The organism is Stenotrophomonas sp. 10L48 (assembly GCF_056395105.1).
Window position 1 is genome coordinate 315140 of record NZ_JBFTIX010000002.1, and the last position, 19612, is coordinate 334751.

Genomic DNA, 19612 nt, shown 5'->3' on the forward strand with positions numbered 1-19612 from the left:
TGCCGAGCCTGCTCGGCGCACTTCTTTCTATGTCGAGGCCAAGGCGCGCCCGCGCCGGGTCGCCCCAGGCGAGTGCCCGATGACGCGCTTGTAGGCGCGACTGAAAGCGGCCTGCGACGCGTAGCCGAGGCGCTCTGCCACTACCTCGATCGGTAGGCTCTGGTGGGTCAGCCATTGACTTGCCAATTGCATTCGCAGCTCAGTCACGTACCGCAGGGGTGCGGTTCCAATAACTGTCTGGAACCGATCTGCAAAGACAGAGCGTGAGACGTTGGATTCTGCGGCCAGCGCTTCGACGGTCCAGTCACGCCCGGGGTCTCTGTGCAGGGCAAGCAACGACAGCGATAGACGCGGGTCGCGCATGGCCATGACCAGGCCGGATGCGCCGTCGCAACCGCGCTCGACCCAGTCACGAACGATCATGGCGGCCACTGCATCCGCCAGCCGGGAGAGTATTCCTGCATATCCGATACGTCCGGAGCAGACCTCGCGCTTCATCGCGTCGACCATGGGCAACAGCCCAGGGAACTGCGTGCCGTTGCCATCGGCCAACATCACCGCCGGCATCACCTTGCTCAGCCCTTGCATGCCGCCCAGATCGAACACCATGCAGCCGTGGAAGAGCACTGCGCTCGGCACGGCGTGCGTGCTCGGGCACGTGTCTATGCCGCTCACCGCGTCACCCAGCGGGGCTGCGTCTATCGTTTCCAGGCACTGGACGGGGTGCTCGTCGCCCGACAGCAACGCGTGTCCTTCTCCGCGGGGAAGAAGCACGACATCCCCGTCAGACAGGCGGTGTTGGCTGCCGTCCGCGCCACGAAGAACGGCAGTGCCCACTGCCAGGTAATGGAAGTAGGCATGGCCTGGCTTCGGAGGAAATCCAAGCCCAAAGGTCGGCCCGGTCTGAATGCGTCGGTATTGAACGCCATGCAGCCGCATGCCGGTCAGCAGCTCGCTGATCAGGTCGGTGGGCTGGGATGGAGCGTGGCTCATGAGACGACCCGGGGTTTCGATCAAAAATACAGGTCATGCAATCATAGATCATCCGGGCGTGGCTCCCTAGACTCTCGGCTGCACGATTGCACTGGGATCTTTGATGAGTAATGACGTAGCTGATGCCGCAGACGCACCTGATTCTGTGGCCTGGAGTAGCGGGGAACCTTCTTCGTCGGCATGGGTAGCGGTGTTTTCGCTGGCCATGGGTGTCTTCGGGCTGCTCACCGCCGAATATCTGCCTGCCAGCCTGCTGACGCCGATGGCGGCGGACCTTGGGGTGTCGGAGGCGCTGGCTGGTCAAGCAGTGACGGTCACCGCTGTAGTGGCCCTGTTCGCTGGCCTGCTGGTGCCGCGGCTCACCCGTTCGATAGACCGGCGCCTGGTGCTGTTGAGTTTCACGGGTCTGATGATCCTCTCCAACGCCCTGGTGGCATTGTCGTCCAGCATGGGCGTCCTGCTGGTGATGCGCGTCCTTCTGGGCATCGCGCTGGGCGGTTTCTGGAGCATGGCAGCGGCCGTGGCCATGCGGTTGGTGCCGCCGCAGCGCGTGCCTCGCGCGCTTTCCATCATTTTCAGCGGCATTGCGGTCGGCACCGTGGTTTCCGTTCCTTTGGGGAGCTACCTGGGAGGTCTGCTGGGCTGGCGCAGCGCCTTCTGGGCTGCGACGGCGGTAGGTGGACTCACGTTTGCGTTCCAGTGGTTCACGCTGCCCCGAATGGCCCCGCGCAAGGCGGCAGTCCCAGAGTCGGTGGTGGGGCTCCTGCGCCGGCCAGGCGTTGCGGTAGGCATGCTGGGCTGCGTTCTGGCGCACACCGGTCAGTACTCGCTCTTTACGTACATCCGCCCAACGTTGGAGAGCCTGGGGCAGATGAGCGCGGATGGCCTGGCGCTGATTCTGCTGGGATTCGGGGTGGCGAATTTCGTTGGCACCCTGCTGGCCGGCTGGCTCATGGAGCGCAGCTTGAAAGTCACGTTGGTGATCATGCCCGCCTTGGTTGGCGCAGCCGCGCTGGGCATGCTCCTGTTTCCGGTGGGCGTTGGCGGGCTGTCGGTCCTGGTCGCGCTCTGGGGCCTGGCCTTCGGTGGCGTGCCCGTGGCCTGGTCGAGCTGGGTTGCACGTGCGGTGCCCGATCAGGCCGAGAGCGCCGGCGGGATGGTGGTCGCTGCTGTGCAGTCTTCCATCGCCGCGGGTGCCGCTTTGGGCGGCCTGGTGTTCGGGTTCGGGGGCATTGTTGCCGTGCTCACCGTTGCTGCGGCGGTGATGCTCATCGCGAGCCTGCTCATTGCGTTCCGTGTCAGGGTGAGTTCGGCGACGTTGTCGGCGGGTCCGGTGTTTCACATCTAGCCGTCATCTGTCCTGAGCGTCCTACTGGGTATCAAGCCGGTGATCGACCGGGTATTTTCGTGCGCTGAAGTACCTGAGGCGTTCAGCCGGCGCGGGCAATGCTGGACGCGCTGATCTTGTCGGCCTGGTGTCGCCCCGGACCTCAGGCATCTCGCCTCAGCCAGGCCACCAGCGCCGAAAATGCCGGCGAGGGCTGCCGACGGTTCGGGTAATACAGGTGATAACCGGGGAAAGGCAAGCACCACTTGTCCAGCACGGCAACCAGCCGCCCCTCGGCAATGTGGTCGGCAACCATCGGCTCAGGCGCATACGCCAGGCCCAGTCCATCCAGTGCGGCATTGATGACGTGGATCATGCTGTTGAACACCAGTTGCCCATCACCGCGCACGGTGAATTCCTTGCCCTTCTCTTCGAACTCCCAGGCATAGATGGCGCCGTTCGGGCGATGCCGGATGTGCACGCAGCGATGTTGCGTGATATCGGCAGGCTTCCTTGGCTTGGCGTGCCTCTCGAAGTAGTCGGGGGATCCAACCACCACCAGGCGCCAATCCGGTCCGACCCTGACCGCGATCATGTCCTTGCTGAGCGCCTCACCCAGCCGGATGCCGGCGTCGAAGCGCTGTTCAACCACATTGGTGAAGCCGTAATCGACGTAGAACTCAAGTGTGATGTCCGGATACTCGGCGAGGAAACCGGCAAGGCGAGGGCGGACGATGGTCTCCATGGAATCGTCCGTACAGGAGATACGAAGAGTTCCGGCCGGGCGGTCGCGCAGATCCCCCAGTGCCTCGACGCTGGCGACGATGGCCTCGAAATGCGGTGCAATGGAGCGCATCAGGCGCTCGCCCGCCTCGGTCAGGGAGACGTTGCGCGTGGTCCGGGCCAGCAGGCGGATGCCCAGGCGCTCTTCCAGCAGCCGCATGGAATGGCTGAGCGCTGAGGGCGTAACACCGAGGCGGACAGCTGCCCTGGTGAAGCTCTGCTCCTGTGCCACCACCAGGAAGGCTTGCAGATCATTGGTCTTCACGCCGTTCATGGGCCAATTGTGAGCGCAACTCAATAATGCATCAACTTTCAGCCGGCTTATCGCGGTAGCGGGCGGCGCCTATCGTGGCGACCTGAGTCCCCACTGAGGCCGTCCGCACATGAAACCCACCACGCTGCTGTTGGCACTGATCGCCAGCCATTTCGTTCCGCAGTCGGCCTTGTCCGCTGAGGCGTCGGCGGCCACAAGAACCGCTGGCGCCGACAATTTCTACAGAAGCGCCAGCGTAAAAGGCGAGCGCGTCAGCTTCCGCAACCAGTACCAGATGGAAGTGGTCGGGACGCTGTACCGGCCTCAGGGCCTGACGCATGGCGGCCGCGCACCCGCCGTGGTGGTCGGACACCCGATGGGCGCGGTAAAGGAGCAGAGCTCACAGCTGTATGCGCAGAAGCTGGCTGAGCAGGGTTTCGTTACGTTGGCGATCGATCTTTCCTTCTGGGGAGAGAGCGCGGGTACCCCGCGGCACCTGGTGTCGCCTGAAATCTATTCGGACGACGTCAGCGCGGCGGTGGAGTTCCTGAGCACGCAGTCGTTCGTGGATCCGCAGCGGATTGGTGGCCTGGGTATCTGTGGCAGTGGCAGTTTCGTGATCAGCGCAGCCAAGATCGACCCGCGCATCAAGGCAATCGCTACGGTCAGCATGTATGACATGGGCGCCGCCGCGCGCCAAGGTCTGAACCACGCGCAATCGCTGGAGCAGCGCAGGCAGATGATCAAGGCTGCAACGGACCAGCGTCTGGTCGAGTTCAACGGCGGGCCGGCAGTCCATGTACCTGGCACCGTGAACAAGCTCGAGGCCGATACGTCCGAAGTGCAGCGCGAGTTCTTTGATTTCTACCGCACGTCGCGTGGCGCTTACACTGCCGAAGGCGAGCGCAGCGACTTGACCACCCAGCCGCTGTTCAGCAGCTTGGTCAAGTTCGTCAATTTCTACCCCTTCAACGATATCGAGACCATCTCGCCCAGACCGATGCTGTTCATCTCTGGCGACCACGCCCACTCGCGTGAGTTCAGCGAGGACGCGTACCGCAGGGCAGGGCAGCCGAAGGAGCTCTACTGGGTGAAGGATGCCGGTCATGTAGACCTGTATGACCGCACCGACCTGATTCCCTTCGCAAGGTTGGCGACGTTCTTCCAGCAAGGCCTGGCTGGGAAATGAGCAGCAACGACGCGACGTCCGACCGGGCCAACTGGGGCGGGGTGCTGGCAATGACGCTGTGCGTGTTCGCACTGATCGCCTCTGAATTCATGCCGGTGAGCCTGCTTACGCCCTTGGCGGCTGACCTTGGCGTGAGCGAAGGGCTGGCCGGGTATGGGATTGCCATCTCTGGTGCCTTCGCCGTGCTGACCAGCCTGTCGATCTCCCGCTTGGCCGGGAGCATCAACCGGAAGACAGTGCTGCTGACGCTCACCGCATTGATGGCGGTATCCGGCGTGGTGGTGGCATTGGCTCCCAGCTACCCGATCTACATGATGGGCCGGGCATTGATCGGCGTGGTGATCGGTGGCTTCTGGTCGTTGTCTGCGGCTACGGCCATGCGGCTGGTGCCAGCAGCGCGGGTGCCGCGAGCACTGGCGATCTTCAATGGCGGCAACGCGCTGGCAACGGTAGTGGCTGCCCCCTTGGGCAGCTACCTTGGCGGCGTGATCGGATGGCGTGGGGCATTCCTGTGCCTCCTGCCTGTGGCCGCCATCGCGCTGGCATGGCAGTGGCTGTGTCTTCCTTCCATGGCCGCAGAACGACGGCAATCCCGGGGCGGGGTGCTGGCCCTGTTGCGGCGGCGGGTGGTGATGTTGGGAATGGCGGCGTGCGGCATCTTCTTCATGGGGCAGTTTGCCTTGTTCACCTATGTGCGCCCGTTCCTGGAAAAGGTCACGGGTGCAGGGGAATCCGCCGTTCCGCTGGTGCTGCTGGCCATTGGTGCAAGCGGCGTTGTGGGCACGCTCGCGATCGGGGCATTCATCAGGCGTGGTCTTTATCGCACACTGGTGGCCGTCCCGATCCTGATGGCGGTGATTGCCGCGGCGCTCGTGGCGCTGGGGCCTCAACTCTGGCCGACGGCCGCACTGTTTTCGGTATGGGGTCTGCTGGCCACGGCTGCGCCGGTGGGTTGGTGGAGCTGGCTGGCACGCACGTTCACCAACAACGCTGAAGCGGGCGGCGGGCTGATGGTAGCGGTGGTGCAGTGCTCGATCGCGCTGGGTTCCAGCCTTGGCGGCCTGCTGCTGGACAGTGCCGGTTTCGCCTGCACATTCCTGGCCAGTGCGGGCTTGCTGCTGTTCGCGGCATTGCTCGCCTATGTCACGGCCGCCGATGCTGCGTCCACATCCGGCTCGGCGGTTGCCGTAGAGGCATGAGGCTGATGAGGCGCGCGACGAGGATCATTGGGCAGCTGCTTTCGCTTTGCCTTGCCTGCTCTTCTGCCGGAGCTGAAAATCAAACAGCCGCCGGGCGGGTGGTGGACCGATACCCAAACGGTCACCATTTGCCGGCGTGACGGCGCGGCGCTACGCTTCCACGATGTCTACTTCGACCTCCGCAGCACTCGACGGCGGGCGCGGCCCCGCCGAGCACGACGTGCGCACCCAGATCATCGTGGCCGCCACCGCGCATTTCAGCCATTACGGCTACGACAAGACCACGGTGTCCGACCTTGCCAAAGCCATCGGTTTTTCCAAGGCTTACATCTACAAGTTTTTTGCCTCCAAGCAGGCCATTGGTGAGGTGATCTGCGCCAATTGCCTCGGTCAGATCGAAAGCGAGGTTCGTCAGGCCCTGCAGGGGGTGCAAGCGCCTGACGATAGGCTGCGTGTGTTGTTCACCGTCATTGTGGAGGCCGGTCTTCGCCTGTTTCTGCAGGATCGGCGCCTGTATGAAATCGCCGTCGCCGCCGCGACGGATCAATGGCCATCAGCGAAGGCGTATCAAGACCGGATCGGGCAGCTTGTTGAAAACATCATCAAGGAGGGACGTGCCTGCGGAGCGTTCGAGAGCCGGACATCACTTGAAGAGACCGGCCGCGCGGTCTATCAGGTCCTRCTTCCTTATCTGAACCCGGTGACGCTGCCGCACCTGGCGCCCTTGCACGAAGAAGCGCCCAAAGCCTTGCAGGAGCTGGTCCTCAGGAGCTTGCAGCCACACCGGTAGTGACTATTGACGAAATGAGTCACTAGGAACAAAATGCGTCCGGACACCCCACTCCGGAAGGCCGCATGCGTCGCCGTTTTGTACTCCCAGCCATTTCCTGTGTTGTTCCGTTGCTCCTTGTGGCCTGCAGCAGGACGGGTGAAAGCGACCCCCGAACCGCGCCGCCCATCGTCCGGGTCGCCCAGGTGCAGCCGGACACGGGAAATGCGCGGACCTTCACTGGCATCGTCGCCGCACGGGTGCAGAGCGATCTGGCCTTCCGGGTGGGGGGCAAGATCACCGAGCGCCTGGTCGAGACGGGGCAGACGGTCAAGCGCGGCGACGTGCTGTATCGAATTGATCCCATCGATCTGAACCTGGCCGCAGCGTCCCAGCAGCAGGCCGTCATCGCAGCCCGTGCGCAGAATGTGCAAGCCACCGCGGACGAGGCGCGCTATCGCGACCTGGCGGCCAAGGGCGTTGTATCCCGGTCGGCCTACGATCAGATCAAGGCTGCCGCAGACGCGGCGTCCGCGCAGCTCAAGGCAGCCGAAGCCCAAGCCCGTGTCGCGCGCAATGCCAGTCAGTACACGGCACTTGTTGCCGATGCCGATGGGGTGGTCATGAACATTCTGGCCGAGCCCGGCCAGGTCGTTGCAGCGGGGCAGATCGTCGCCCGGCTTGTCCGTGCAGGCAGCCGCGAGGCCGTCGTCCAGCTGCCCGAGACACTTCGGCCGCAGATCGGCTCGGCAGCGTCCGCTTCCCTGTTCGGGGCAAGTGGCAGGATTCCGGCACGGTTGCGTGTGCTCTCTGAATCGGCAGACCCCGCAACCCGCACCTTTGAGGCCCGCTACACCCTGGAGGACGGCAGCACGGCATTGCCGTTGGGATCCACCGTGGCGGTAGCGGTTGAAGGCACCGCAGCTGCAGGCAGGGCGGGGGGCGTTGAGGTCCCATTGGGCGCGGTGTTCGATCCCGGCAACGGGGCCGGTGTCTGGGTCATCGGGGGCGAGCCACTCAAAGCCCGTTGGACGCCGGTAGTGGTCAAGCAATTGGGTGACGACCAGGCCCTGGTTGAGGGCGCGTTGAGTGCATCCGACCGCGTGGCCGCGCTGGGCGCGCACCTGCTCCGCGAAGGGCAGGTGGTTCGCCTGGCCGATACCGCCACGACCACCGCTGGCAAGGGAGCCCACCCGTGAGTGGGTTCAACCTGTCGGCGCTTGCGGTGCGCGAGCGCGCGATTACCGTCTTTCTGATCTTCCTGGTCTCGGTTGCCGGCATCGTGTCATTCTTCCAGCTGGGCCGCGCAGAGGACCCGGCGTTCACTGTCAAGGTGATGACAGTGATCACGGCGTGGCCGGGTGCCACGCCCACGGAGATGCAGGACCAGGTGGCCGAGAAGCTGGAAAAACGCCTGCAGGAGCTGCGCTGGTATGACCGCAGCGAAACATATACGCGTCCCGGCCTGTCTTTCACCACGCTGACCCTGCAGGACGGTACGCCTCCTTCGGAGGTGCAGGAAGAGTTCTACCAGGCGCGCAAGAAGATGGCCGACGAAGCCGCAAACCTGCCCGCAGGTGTCATCGGCCCAATGGTCAATGACGAATACGCCGATGTCACCTTCGCGCTGTTCGCGTTGAAAGCCAAGGGCGAGCCGTTCCGCGCGCTTGCACGTGACGCCGAAACCCTTCGCCAGCGCCTGCTGCATGTCCCGGGGGTAAAGAAGGTCAATATCATCGGCGAGCAGTCCGAGCGGATCTATGTGGAGCTTTCCCACCAACGTCTGGCCAACCTGGGCATCACGCCGCAGGCAGTGTTCGCCGCGCTGAACGGGCAGAACGCGTTGACGCCCGCCGGCTCCGTGGAGGCCAAGGGCCCGCAGATTTTCATCCGCCTCGACGGCGCGCTGGATCAGCTGCAGAAGATCCGGGATACCCCCATCGTTGCGCAGGGCAGGACGCTGAAGCTGCAGGACATCGCCACCGTCAAGCGCGGCTATGAAGATCCGTCGACCTTCATGATCCGCAACGGGGGCGAGCCCGCCATGCTGCTCGGGATCGTCATGCGCGACGGCTGGAACGGCCTGGATCTGGGCGCCTCGCTCGACGCTGAGGTCAAGAAGATCAACGACGGCCTGCCGGTGGGGATGGCCTTGGAGAAAGTCACCGATCAGGCGGTGAACATCAGCGCCTCGGTCGACGAGTTCATGATGAAGTTCTTCGTCGCACTGCTGGTGGTGATGGTGGTGTGCTTCGTCAGCATGGGCTGGCGCGTCGGCATCGTGGTGGCAGCTGCCGTACCGTTGACGCTGGCCGCGGTGTTCATGGTGATGGCTGCCACCGGAAAGAACTTTGATCGCATCACGCTCGGTTCGCTGATCCTGGCGCTGGGCTTGCTGGTCGATGACGCGATCATTGCCATCGAAATGATGGTGGTGAAGATGGAAGAGGGCTACAGCCGGATCAAGGCATCGGCCTATGCCTGGAGCCATACGGCGGCGCCGATGCTGGCCGGCACCCTGGTCACGGCCGTGGGCTTCATGCCCAATGGCTTTGCCCGCTCAACTGCCGGCGAATACACCAGCAACATGTTCTGGATCGTCGGCATTGCGCTGATCGTGTCGTGGGTGGTCGCGGTGTTCTTCACGCCCTATCTTGGCGTGAAGCTTCTGCCTGAACTGAAGGCCGTGGAGCGCGGCCACAGCAGTCTCTACGATACGCCGCGCTACAACCGCTTCCGGTCAATCCTGGCGCGCGTGATTGCGCGCAAGTGGCTGGCCGCAGGTTCGGTGATCGGCCTGTTCGTGCTTTCGGTGGCAGGCATGGGGTTGGTGAAGAAGCAGTTCTTCCCCATCTCTGATCGCCCGGAGGTACTGGTCGAGGTACAGATGCCCTACGGCACCGCCATCGAACAGACCAGCCTGGCGGCCAGGAAGGTGGAGAAGTGGCTGTCCGCGCAGGAGGAGTCGAAGATCGTCACGGCCTACATCGGCCAGGGCGCGCCGCGCTTCTACCTCGCCATTTCGCCGGAGCTCCCCGATCCCGCGTTTGCCAAGATCGTCGTCCGCACCGACAGCCAGCAACAGCGCGACGCGCTGAAGGCAAGGCTCCGCCAGGCAGTGGCGGAGGGACTGGCGCCTGAAGCACGCGTGCGCGTCACGCAGCTGGTGTTCGGGCCTTACTCGCCTTATCCGGTGGCCTATCGGGTCAGTGGCCCGGATCCGGATGTCATCCGGGGCATTGCGGCCAAGGTGGAGCAGATCATGCACGCCAGCCCGATGATGCGGACCGTGAACACCGACTGGGGCGTTCGCACGCCAACGTTGCACTTCACGTTGGACCAGGACCGCCTGCAGGCGATGGGCATGACCTCTGCGTCTGTCTCGCAGCAGTTGCAGTTCTTCCTCAGCGGGGTGCCGGTCACTGCCGTTCGTGAGGACATCCGCACCGTCGAAGTGGTTGCCCGATCTGGCGGGGATACGCGCCTGGACCCGGCGCGCATTGCCGATTTCACTTTGGTCGGCGTCGGTGGCCAGCGCGTGCCGTTGTCCCAGATCGGCGCTGTCGAAGTGCGCATGGAAGAGCCGGTACTGCGGCGGCGCGATCGCGTGCCGACCATCACCGTGCGCGGTGATATCGACGATGCCCTGCAGCCACCGGACGTATCGGCGGCCATCAGCAGGCAGCTTCAGCCACTCATCGCCTCGCTTCCCGAGGGGTATGCCATTGCCCAGGCCGGCGCCATTGAAGAGTCCGGCAAGGCGATGAGCGCCATGCTGCCGCTGTTCCCGATCATGCTGGCGATCACCTTGCTGATCATCATCCTGCAGGTGCGCTCGATCTCCGCAATGATCATGGTCTTCATGACCAGCCCCCTCGGCCTGATCGGCGTGGTCCCGACCCTGCTGTTGTTCCAGCAGCCGTTTGGCATCAACGCCCTGGTTGGACTGATTGCATTGTCGGGCATCCTGATGCGCAACACGCTCATCCTTATCGGTCAGATCCACGAAAACGAAGAAGCCGGGATGGAAACCTTCCACGCGATCATCGAGGCGACGGTTCACCGGGCGCGCCCGGTGATCCTGACCTCCCTGGCAGCGGTGCTGGCCTTCATTCCGCTGACCCATTCGGTGTTCTGGGGAACGCTTGCCTACACGTTGATCGGCGGCACCATCGCCGGCACCGTGATGACGCTGGTCTTCCTCCCGGCGATGTATGCCATCTGGTTCAAGGTCCGAGCGGACAAGACCCGCGTTGCCTGAAAGTGGCTTGGATCTCTTTTACATGGGAAGTGAGTCATGAACATTGCCGACAAAGATCGCATCGTAGTGACCGGAATGGGTGTGGTGAGCCCGCTGGGCTGCGGCGTGGAAACGGTGTGGTCGCGCCTGCTGGCGGGACGTTCCGGAATTGGCCCGCTGGGCGATGCGCTTTCCGCCGGAACGGGCTGCGACGTAGGCGGCCGCGTGCCCGACCGGGTGCAGGATCCTGAGGCGGGCTTCGACTCCAGCGACATCATCGCGCCGAAAGATCTGAAGAAGATGGACCGGTTTGTCGAGTTTGCGCTGGTAGCCGCCCACGAAGCGCTTGCGCAGGCCGGGTGGCGTGAGGCTGATGAGCGTGGCCTGCTGCGAACGGCGACCGTGATTGCGACGGGGATCGGTGGCTTTGGATCCATCGTCAATGCGGTGCACACCACCGAAAGCCGTGGGCCTGGCCGGTTGTCGCCTTTCACTGCGCCTACCTTCCTGGCCAATATGGCGGCAGGGCAGGCGTCGATCCGGTACGGGTTCAAGGGGCCGCAGAGCGCACCCGTCACGGCATGCGCGGCGGGCGTCCAAGCCATTGGTGATGCGGCGCGCCTCATCCGGTCCGGCGATGCGGACATTGCACTGTGTGGTGGCGCGGAAGCTGCGATGCATCGGGTCAGCCTGGGCGGCTTTGCGGCGGCCAAGGCACTGAGCACGTCGTTCAACGACACGCCACAGGCAGCGTCCCGGCCGTTTGATGAGCAGCGGGACGGCTTCGTCATGTCCGAAGGGGCAGGGCTGCTGGTGATCGAGCGGCTGGATCATGCGCTGGCGCGTGGCGCCACCCCGCTGGCCGAGCTGGTCGGCTACGGCACCACCTCCGATGCGTATCATCTGACTGCGGGCCCCGACGACGGCAGTGGTGCGCGCAGGGCGATGGAGATCGCGCTGGCGCAGGCGGGCATTGCCGCCGGGCAGGTCGACCACATCAACGCGCACGCAACCTCGACCCAGGTGGGGGATCGGGCAGAGCTTGCGGCCATGCGTGCCCTGTTCGGTGCCCGCCCAGATCTTCTGATCTCTGCCACCAAGTCCAGCACCGGGCACCTGCTCGGGGCAGCTGGCGGCATCGAAGCCATCTTTACCGTGCTTGCTTTGCGCGATCAGGTCGCACCAGCGACACTCAACCTCGGCCGCCCCGATCCGTTGGCCGAAGGGCTTTCGATCGTCGCCGGCGTGCCGCGCAAGGCTGGCATCGAGTTCGCGTTGACCAATGGATTTGGTTTTGGCGGCGTCAATGCCAGTGCACTGTTCAGGCGCATGTGAGCGTGGCTGCCTCCAGCGGCTTCCCAAGCAAAACCGCCCTGCGCTGGGAAGGTGCACGGGCGTTGAGCCGGCGCTGGATGCTGGATGCCGCCGGCACTGTGTTTGCTGAAGAAGGGTTCGAGAACGCGACGATGAAGCGTATTGCCGAGGTCTGTGGCGTCACCAAGGCCACGATCTATGCGCACTATCGTGACAAGGCGCGGCTCTACAAGGCGGTCATGGACGGCCATCTGGCATCGATACCGGATGCCCGGCTCGACCCGCACGGAGCAATGGATCTTGGTGATGTGCTGATGCGCATCAGTGGCGGCATCGAACGGTTGGCAGCGGACCCGCCATGCCAGGCCTTCTGCCGGACGCTGTCGCGTTCTGATCATGCACGTGATGTCTACATGGAACACTGGAGCACGAAACTGGAACCGTATCTGGACCTTGCGACACGAGCGATGGCGAGCGCCCCGGTCCGCTCGAGCCACCCGGGTGACAGTGAGAAGTTCCTCAGGCTCATCCTCACAGAACATGGCCTGCCTCATGGGGCGATGCCCGTGTCCGGGAGTGAAGCAACCGTGGGGCTCTTCATGCGCGCCTATGGGATGACGCTGCCGGAGGCCTGAAAGACTCCCCGGGAACATTGAGTCGACGCCTCAAGGCCATCCGGCTTTCGCCATGGCCCGACCAGGCATTCAGCGCACGCTCGATTTCAGTCCAGGAAGCATGACTTCATGCACTGCAGATTGACTACAAATGTAGTCATTATCTCTGTGTCCATTGAAGGATCCTGCCATGAGAGCACCTCTGCTTGCCTGCCTGTTCTTCCTGGCGCTACGCCCGTTTGCGGCCGCAGCCAACACGCCTGATGCCTTGGCAGCGATAGAGCGGAATGCCCGCAACGCGCATTCCGACGCGGTCTACATTGAAAGCGGGCGCGGGGTGCTGCTGCAGATCGCGCCGGCAGCCGGTGAAGACCGCATCCACCTGATGTCGGCGACCAAGTCCGTCGTCGCCCTGGCCATCGGGCTGCTGCTCGATGACGGCAAGCTCGCATCCATCGACGAACCGGTCAGCACGGTGTACCCGGAATGGCGCCAGGGCAGGAAGCGGGACATCACGATCCGGATGTTGATGGACCACACCTCCGGCCTGCAGAACGTGGCCAACGCGGGGGTGGAACTGGAGGGCGCGCCGGATCTGGTGAAGCTGGCGCTGGCGGCCGAGGTGTCCAGCGATCCAGGCACCACCTTCGCCTACAACAACAAGGCGACCAATCTTCTGCCGGACATCGTGCAGCGGCTTGCCGGCAAGCCACTGGATGTCTATCTGGACGAACGGTTGTTCAAGCCGCTTGGCATCACCGGCCATGCATGGATGAAGGACCAGGCCGGGACGCCCATGGGCATGGCCGGACTGTCGTTGTCGGCGGTTGATCTTGCAGCGATCGGACGATTGATGCTGGACGGCGGCGTCACCCCGGACGGCAAGCGGTTGCTGAGCGAACGCTCGGTAGCGTTGATGACCGCCGAAAGCGCGCGTTCCCCCGACGTCGGCCTGTTGTGGTGGCGCATCCCCGCATGGGAGCACTACCGATTGAAGGCCGGTGCAGCCACGCTTCTGAGCGCTCGCAGCATGGATGCCGTGATGCTGGACGCGCTGCTGGCCGCCGACGGCCAGGTATTTGACAGCAAGTCAGCGCTGATCAGCTTCCTGGCCGAACGGCTGGGACCGAGCTGGCCACAGCGCTACGCTGCGGAAATCACTGGGCGTGGACTGAAGCTCGGCGACATCTTCGACATCGACCGAGGGCCGGTAGTGGCATACGCCGCCAACGGCTATCTCGGCCAGCACCTGGTCATTGTTCCCGACAAGGGCGTGGTGGCGGTAAGGCAGATTCAACGGCGGGAGAGCCACAGCGCCCCGCTCGACGATTACGCCGCGTTTCCCATGGATGTACTGCGGCTGGCAGAGACGCTGTGACCGGCCAGTACGCTAGGGAATGCGGCAGCTCGCGAACACATCCAGTCCCGGCTGGTAGATACCGCTGCTGATAGCGAACAGTCCCAGCAGGGAGTGGAAGAGATTGTCGTGGCTGTAGGATCCGGTGCCCGCAGCATGGCGCAGGCAGCCAGATCAAGGCGGGCATGGGTTGCAAAGCCCGGGGAGAACCACATCACCATCGGCACCTGGGTCTGCTCGCGTGGCGCAATGAAGTAGGGCGTTCCGTGCAGATGCAGGCCGCGCTCGCCAAGCGACTCGCCGTGATCGGAGACATAGATCAGTGCAACGTCACGCTGCTCCGAATAGGTCTGCAGCAGGTCGATGGCCTTGCCCAGCAGCCGGTCGGTATAGACCAGCGTATTGTCGTAGGTGTTGGTCAGCCAGCACGCTCTGCACCTGCCGGCCCTGGGCACGGCGGACCAGCGCCTTGATGCGCGCGTCCAGCTCCTTCAGGGAAAAGGGCTTGACCAGGTAATCATCCGCACCCAGCGCGAGCCCCTGCACGCGGTCTTCCACCGGATCACGGGCGGTCAGCATCAGGATCGGAACCGGGTTCTGGAACTTCTCGCGGAGTGTCTGGCACAGTGCCATGCCATCAAGACGGGGCAGCATCAGGTCCAGCAGGATGGCATCGTAATCATTCTGCGTTGCCCTGCGCAGGCCGCTGGCACCATCCCGTGCGTCGTCAAGTACGTAGCCCAGTGGCTCGAAGAACGCGTAAAGGTTGGCAACCAGCTCGGGGTTGTCTTCAATGATGAGCAGTCGTGTCATTGGCTACGTGCATCCGTGCATGAGCACCGGACTTTGGACGATCACCTGTGGTTTGCCAAGTGCGGGGAGGTGCTGCAGGCCATCGCCGGGCGCGGCGACAGGCGGCTGTGATAGCGTGCCAGGATGAAGATCCTTGCCATATCCGGTAGTGCACGCCGGCTGTCCACCAACACCGCATTGCTGAGGGCGCTGGAAGAAATCGCGCCGCCGGATATCGAGCTGACGACCTGCGCCGATCTCGGCGGACTTCCCGTTTTCTCTCCCGACCTTGAAGATCTGCCCTTGCATGACAGCGTCGTGCGCTTCAAGCACTGCATTGAAGCCAGCGATGGCATCCTGATTTCAAGCCCCGAGTACGCAAGAGGCATTCCCGGCGGCCTGAAGAACGCCATGGATTGGCTGGTATCGGGCGACCTTGTGGTTGCAAAGCCCATCGCCTTGGTGCACGCCTCGCATCGCGGCGACGACATGCTCGCGTCTCTCCGGCTTGTGCTGTCGACCATCAGTTCCCGCTTCAACGAGGAACTGTTCCTGCGCTTTCCTTTCATGAAGATGGAGCCGGAGGCCATTGCCAGTGCTGTAAGACAACCGGTCAATCGCGCGCCGGCAGAGGCCTTTCTTCAGGAATTCGCCCGCTACTGCGGCCGACCGCAGGGTGATCGCGCATGATCGATAGCGCGGCCTGCTGACAAGGGCCGTCCGGACACGCACCGTGCGTCCGCAAGGCCCGGCCATGCGCTTGCGGCGTCAGCGGGTCACAGGGGTGCAGATGGGAATAGCCTGCAGCGTCCACGAACTGCGGCAGCGTCCACAGCTGGCCATTGGGCCCCCAGCGCCTGCAGACGCTGTACATGTCGCCGGCAATGAGGGTGAGGGCGCCGCATTGCTGAACGCGGGTTTGCGGGCGCCCATCGGGTCCGGTCGGGCGCACGGATTCATTCACAGGCGCTGCCCTATATTCCGGGTCACAACACCGCATACCGCGGCTGGACCGGGAGCATTCCCATGAAAACCGGACATTTGCTTGGCATTGCCCTGGGCGCTGCAATCACCCTGGTGGCTACCCCTGCCTGGGCCGATCCGCCGCACCATGCACGTGGCAACGGACCGCCGCCCCACGCAGGCGGCCCCCACAACCGCGACGCACCCCCGCCGGGCTGGCAGAAAAAGGCATGGCGCCGCGGTGACCGCTTGCCCTGGGCCGAGGTTGACCGCCGCTACTGGGTGGACGACTACGCGCATTACCGTCTGCGCGATCCCGGCCGCGGTCAGCGGTGGGTGCGGCAGTCGGATACGGAATACCTGCTGGTGGAGATCGCCACCGGCGTGATCATCGACGCCTTGCGTCGCTAGGGATTCCGGCACGAGCCCCCGGGCGGCGCGCAGCCGCCGCGGGGGTAATGGCGGCACGGCCGCCGGTGACATCGCGCTCTCACCCCGGCAACTCGCACTTCATCTTGCCGTCCACGTAATACGGCTTGGGTACGTTCGGGTTGTCGCTGGTCTTCTCAAAGACCACTTCGAACGACGCTGCGTCGGGCGAGCCCTTGCGATCGGTACACGCGTCGTGGAGTTTTTTCTTGACCGCGGCAATGCCGGCCTCGCGGTTGGCACCGTCGGCGCTGTTGGTCAGGTTCACGGTTTCAGCCAGGGCCAAGGGGCTGAAGGCAGACAGGCAGCCGGCGATCATCAGGGTATGCAGCTTGGTCAAGGGTGCACCTCGCGGAAGTCCAATGAGGCGGTCAGCATAATGCGGGAGCGTTAACAGCACGTGCCCGCTGGCGGCAGTTGGCTTGGCTGATGTTGTTTGGTACAAGCCAAGCTGTCGAAGATCAGAGAATGGGCGCGAGCCATGTCCGAACCCTATTCGGCCCTGCTCAGGCTGCAGCTGCCGCGCGAGCGTCTTGCACGCTGGTTGGCGGCCCCGGTGCCTGCAGCATCGAGGTGGGATGACTGGCGATCCATCGCCGGCCGGTGGCGCCTGCCCGGCGGCGTCGATCTGGCTGCGTCCAGTGATGTGGAGCTGGGTGAATTCCTCTCCGATTGCACTGCAATGCTGGCCCGGCATGCGGACAATCGCGCCGCGTTGGCCGCCCTCCTGGAATCGGCGCAGGCGGAGAACATCAAGGTTGCGGCCTACGATCGGGCCGGGGCGTACTTCGTTGCAGGGTCACTGACGTATTCCGAGAACCTCTATGATCTGGTCGTGTTCCTGGCGATGGCGCGGGGCGCCGCCGATTTCCTTGAGCCTGGCGAGCACGGCGTGGCACTGGTGCACGACTACCTATGGGCCGAGGACGGTGAGCGGGAGACGGTTGCCGCGGTCCACCTCGCCGGCAAGGGCGATTCGGGCTTCATGACGCCGGCGCAGGCCGGCGAGACCGCTGCGACCTTCGATGCAATGGTCGAGTTCATGCTGGACGGAGCGGACGACCCGCAGTTCACTCCACGCAATCAGTTCGACCGTATCCAGGAGCGCGGCCATGCGGCCCAGGAGAACTAGATGACAAGCACAGGCACCCGCAGGGATCCAGTCAGCAGGAGAGCACGCTGCTTGCCCGGCGCCCTTGTGCTCTGCTTCTGCATGCTGGCCGGATCTGCGCTGGCGCAGACATCGCCGGTCACGCGCACCTGGTTCGTGAGCGGAGCAGAGTTGGCCAAGCTCCTGCAGGGCAGGGGTGAAGACGGATTCTGCAGCGGCGATCAGTGCCGGAACCTGGCGAGCGCCCGCGCGGGCGCCTACATCCAGGGCGTTGCGGATACAGGCCGAGGGCAGTGGTGTGGCCAGGGACATATTCTCCCCCATGAACTGGTCGACCGTGTGTCTTCGCACATCCGGCAGCTACCCGCCGAACGACTGCATCAGGATGCCGCATCTCTGGTCATTGAAGCGCTGGAGACTGCGCTTCCCTGCCAGCAGGCGGCGTCTACCAGCGACCGCGCCCACGCCGCGCGGAGTGGGCGATGAGCCCCTGTCGCCGCTGCAGGTCGCCTGGCCGGAACAAAGCGAGAGCTGCCGCATGCGAGTGATGGAGACAGCGTTGTCTGCCGACGTGCTGGCCCTGCTGGAGACCAGCGGCCTGCCTACGGAGGATCTGCGTGCAGGCAGGCCGATCACCTTTCTGGCAGCGTCGTTGAATGGAGAGCTGCTCGGTTGCGTGGGCTATGAATCGAGCCGCGACGTCGTGCTCCTGCGCTCGTTGGCGATCCAGCCGATGTCGCAGGGCAGGGGCCTGGGGCGGCAACTGGTGGTGGAACTGCAGCAGCATGCCAAGGCGGCGGGTGGCAGGACCGTGTTCCTTCTCACGACCACGGCAGCACCGTTCTTCGAGCAGCTTGGCTATGAGCGTGTCGCGCGTGATGCAGCACCGGGATTCATCGCTACGTCGACGCAGTTCAGCGAACTGTGCCCAGGCTCGGCCCAGCTGATGATGCGTCGGCTGTAGGCCGGCCGGGACCCGGCGGGTGCTTCAGCCCCCTTGTCCATCGATGTCCGGCGCCTGCCGCGTTGCGATCCGGGATGCACGGCGTGCAGAGGACAGCGGCGGTGTCGATACCGAGGCGCGCGTGATCAACTGATGCGCAAGTACGTGGTTGACGGTGGCGCGCCTTGAAGAGGAGGGGCGGCGCATTTCCCGCAGCAGGATGTCTATCGCGTTGTCCGCCATCTCTGCGACCGGCTGATGGATGGTGGTCAGTTCCGGCCACACCATGGTCGCGGCGGAGGTATCGTCGAAGCCCACCACCGAAAGATCCCCCGGCACCTGCAGGCCGCGGCGGTGGGCCACTGAAACAACCGCCGATGCCATGTCATCGTTGCTGGCGAAGATCGCACTGGGTGGCGGGACCTGGGCCAGCAGCCGTTCGGCTGCCTCCAGTCCGGAACGGTAGGTGAAGCAGCCGGGTTGCACGAGCGCGTCGTCGTAGCCGATGCCGGCATTGGCCAGTGCATCCCGGTAGCCCTGCCAGCGGTGCGCGCTGGCGGTCTGGTTCGGGTCGCCCTTGATATAGCCGATGCGGGTATGCCCGTGGGCGATGAGGTGCGACACCATGTCATGGCTGGCCTGGCGGTCGTCGATGCGCACGCAGGAGATCCTGTCGCTGAAGCGGCTGGAGGCGATGGAGACGACGGGAATGCCCGCGTTGACGAATACCTCGACGATGTCCTTCGATTCACACAGCGGCGGCGGAAGAATCACGCCTGCCACGGTGGTGGCGAGTTGCCGTGCCGCCTCGCGACGCGCCGGGGCGCCCAGCTCATCCCAGGCAGCGATGACCAGCTGCGCCGCCGACCGGGTGGAACCGCGCAGCGCGCCGACCAGCAGTTCGCGCAGGTAGCTGGAGCTGGGGTTGGTGTAGATCAGGGCGATGCAGGTGTGCTGCGCCGCAGCCAGGGCGGAGGCAGCAGGGTTGGGCCGGTAGTCCAGCGCCAGTACGCTGCGCAGGACGCGTTCGCGGTTGCCTTCGCGTACCCCGGCATGGCCGTTGATGACGCGTGACACCGTCATGGCGGAAACACCGGCATGGGCAGCGACGTCATCGATGGTGATGGCGCTTGCTTTTCGACGGACCGCTTTATGGCCGTTTTTCAAGGCTGGATTCCTTTGCTGCGCTGCATGATGACAAGCGCGATTGCGGATGAGTAGTCTGCGCCGTGACGCGATGGTAGCGCTACCACTGGGCCGGTGTAAGGCCAGCGGATGCCCCCCCTTTACCGCGCGGCTGTTCCGGCAAGTCTGAAAGCGAGTTTGAGTCGCAGTG

The 19612-nt window shown here is 64.3% G+C and carries 20 protein-coding genes and 1 pseudogene; 15 read left to right on the forward strand and 6 right to left on the reverse strand.

What is annotated here, in order from left to right:
* Positions 1–27: 27 nt before the first annotated feature.
* Positions 28–993, reverse strand: a complete 966-nt coding sequence (locus AC1DCU_RS04845) for an AraC family transcriptional regulator (protein WP_442251105.1) — start codon at positions 991–993, stop codon at positions 28–30.
* Positions 994–1183: 190 nt separating this feature from the next.
* On the opposite strand from AC1DCU_RS04845, the gene AC1DCU_RS04850 reads away from it, so the two are divergent.
* Positions 1184–2341: an MFS transporter gene (locus AC1DCU_RS04850; protein WP_442251106.1), complete on the forward strand. Its 1158-nt coding sequence runs from the start codon at positions 1184–1186 to the stop codon at positions 2339–2341.
* Positions 2342–2483: 142 nt separating this feature from the next.
* Here the strand turns inward: AC1DCU_RS04850 and AC1DCU_RS04855 are convergent, their stop codons facing one another.
* Complete coding sequence (locus tag AC1DCU_RS04855) at positions 2484–3377, reverse strand: LysR family transcriptional regulator (RefSeq protein WP_032974737.1); 894 nt, start codon at positions 3375–3377, stop codon at positions 2484–2486.
* A gap of 130 nt (positions 3378–3507) precedes the next feature.
* On the opposite strand from AC1DCU_RS04855, the gene AC1DCU_RS04860 reads away from it, so the two are divergent.
* The 8 genes from AC1DCU_RS04860 (at position 3508) to AC1DCU_RS04895 (ending at position 14059) form a co-directional block, all read left to right on the forward strand.
* A complete protein-coding gene (locus AC1DCU_RS04860) occupies positions 3508–4545 on the forward strand; it encodes an alpha/beta hydrolase (protein WP_442251107.1) in 1038 nt (345 codons plus the stop codon).
* On the forward strand, positions 4542–5744 hold the full coding sequence (locus AC1DCU_RS04865) for an MFS transporter (protein WP_442251108.1): 1203 nt from the start codon (positions 4542–4544) through the stop codon (positions 5742–5744). Before AC1DCU_RS04860 ends, AC1DCU_RS04865 begins: the two co-directional genes overlap by 4 nt.
* A 163-nt stretch (positions 5745–5907) precedes the next feature.
* A complete protein-coding gene (locus AC1DCU_RS04870) occupies positions 5908–6534 on the forward strand; it encodes a TetR/AcrR family transcriptional regulator (protein ID WP_442251109.1) in 627 nt (208 codons plus the stop codon).
* A gap of 65 nt (positions 6535–6599) precedes the next feature.
* Positions 6600–7712, forward strand: coding sequence for an efflux RND transporter periplasmic adaptor subunit (locus AC1DCU_RS04875; RefSeq protein ID WP_442251110.1), 1113 nt, complete (start codon positions 6600–6602; stop codon positions 7710–7712).
* Complete coding sequence (locus AC1DCU_RS04880; RefSeq protein ID WP_442251111.1) at positions 7709–10774, forward strand: efflux RND transporter permease subunit; 3066 nt, start codon at positions 7709–7711, stop codon at positions 10772–10774. The genes AC1DCU_RS04875 and AC1DCU_RS04880 overlap by 4 nt, the downstream gene beginning before the upstream one ends.
* 36 nt (positions 10775–10810) lie before the next feature.
* Positions 10811–12088, forward strand: a complete 1278-nt coding sequence (fabF, locus tag AC1DCU_RS04885; RefSeq protein WP_478013501.1) for a beta-ketoacyl-ACP synthase II — start codon at positions 10811–10813, stop codon at positions 12086–12088.
* 2 nt (positions 12089–12090) lie between these two features.
* Positions 12091–12702, forward strand: coding sequence for a TetR/AcrR family transcriptional regulator (locus tag AC1DCU_RS04890; protein ID WP_442251113.1), 612 nt, complete (start codon positions 12091–12093; stop codon positions 12700–12702).
* A gap of 169 nt (positions 12703–12871) precedes the next feature.
* Positions 12872–14059, forward strand: coding sequence for a serine hydrolase domain-containing protein (locus tag AC1DCU_RS04895; protein ID WP_442251114.1), 1188 nt, complete (start codon positions 12872–12874; stop codon positions 14057–14059).
* On the opposite strand, the gene AC1DCU_RS04900 is transcribed toward AC1DCU_RS04895, so the two are convergent.
* Both AC1DCU_RS04900 and AC1DCU_RS04905 read right to left on the reverse strand, forming a co-directional pair.
* Positions 14011–14493, reverse strand: a complete 483-nt coding sequence (locus tag AC1DCU_RS04900; protein ID WP_442251115.1) for a sulfatase-like hydrolase/transferase — start codon at positions 14491–14493, stop codon at positions 14011–14013. The genes AC1DCU_RS04895 and AC1DCU_RS04900 overlap by 49 nt on opposite strands.
* Positions 14444–14851 (reverse strand): annotated as a pseudogene (locus tag AC1DCU_RS04905) (response regulator transcription factor); the annotation flags it as partial. The gene AC1DCU_RS04900 and the pseudogene AC1DCU_RS04905, both read right to left, overlap by 50 nt.
* Before the next feature lie 123 nt (positions 14852–14974).
* On the opposite strand from AC1DCU_RS04905, the gene AC1DCU_RS04910 reads away from it, so the two are divergent.
* Positions 14975–15520, forward strand: a complete 546-nt coding sequence (locus tag AC1DCU_RS04910; RefSeq protein ID WP_442251116.1) for an NADPH-dependent FMN reductase — start codon at positions 14975–14977, stop codon at positions 15518–15520.
* 336 nt (positions 15521–15856) lie between these two features.
* Complete coding sequence (locus tag AC1DCU_RS04915; RefSeq protein WP_263928844.1) at positions 15857–16204, forward strand: RcnB family protein; 348 nt, start codon at positions 15857–15859, stop codon at positions 16202–16204.
* Between the two features lie 79 nt (positions 16205–16283).
* Here the strand turns inward: AC1DCU_RS04915 and AC1DCU_RS04920 are convergent, their stop codons facing one another.
* Complete coding sequence (locus tag AC1DCU_RS04920) at positions 16284–16562, reverse strand: hypothetical protein (RefSeq protein WP_033832140.1); 279 nt, start codon at positions 16560–16562, stop codon at positions 16284–16286.
* 141 nt (positions 16563–16703) lie between these two features.
* On the opposite strand from AC1DCU_RS04920, the gene AC1DCU_RS04925 reads away from it, so the two are divergent.
* From AC1DCU_RS04925 to arsN2, 3 genes are all read left to right on the forward strand, one after another.
* On the forward strand, positions 16704–17354 hold the full coding sequence (locus AC1DCU_RS04925; RefSeq protein WP_312965701.1) for a hypothetical protein: 651 nt from the start codon (positions 16704–16706) through the stop codon (positions 17352–17354).
* Between the two features lie 81 nt (positions 17355–17435).
* Complete coding sequence (locus tag AC1DCU_RS04930; protein WP_442251121.1) at positions 17436–17819, forward strand: Rap1a/Tai family immunity protein; 384 nt, start codon at positions 17436–17438, stop codon at positions 17817–17819.
* 61 nt (positions 17820–17880) lie between these two features.
* On the forward strand, positions 17881–18297 hold the full coding sequence (arsN2, locus tag AC1DCU_RS04935) for an arsenic resistance N-acetyltransferase ArsN2 (RefSeq protein WP_442251122.1): 417 nt from the start codon (positions 17881–17883) through the stop codon (positions 18295–18297).
* Positions 18298–18321: 24 nt separating this feature from the next.
* Here arsN2 and AC1DCU_RS04940 read toward each other — a convergent pair whose 3' ends face one another.
* Entirely contained in the window at positions 18322–19359 is a 1038-nt protein-coding gene (locus tag AC1DCU_RS04940; RefSeq protein WP_442251117.1) for a LacI family DNA-binding transcriptional regulator, read from the reverse strand.
* A 15-nt stretch (positions 19360–19374) separates the two neighbouring features.
* Between AC1DCU_RS04940 and AC1DCU_RS04945 the strand changes: the two genes are divergently transcribed.
* Positions 19375–19497, forward strand: a complete 123-nt coding sequence (locus AC1DCU_RS04945) for a hypothetical protein (protein ID WP_258954267.1) — start codon at positions 19375–19377, stop codon at positions 19495–19497.
* The last annotated feature ends 115 nt before the right edge of the window (positions 19498–19612 follow it).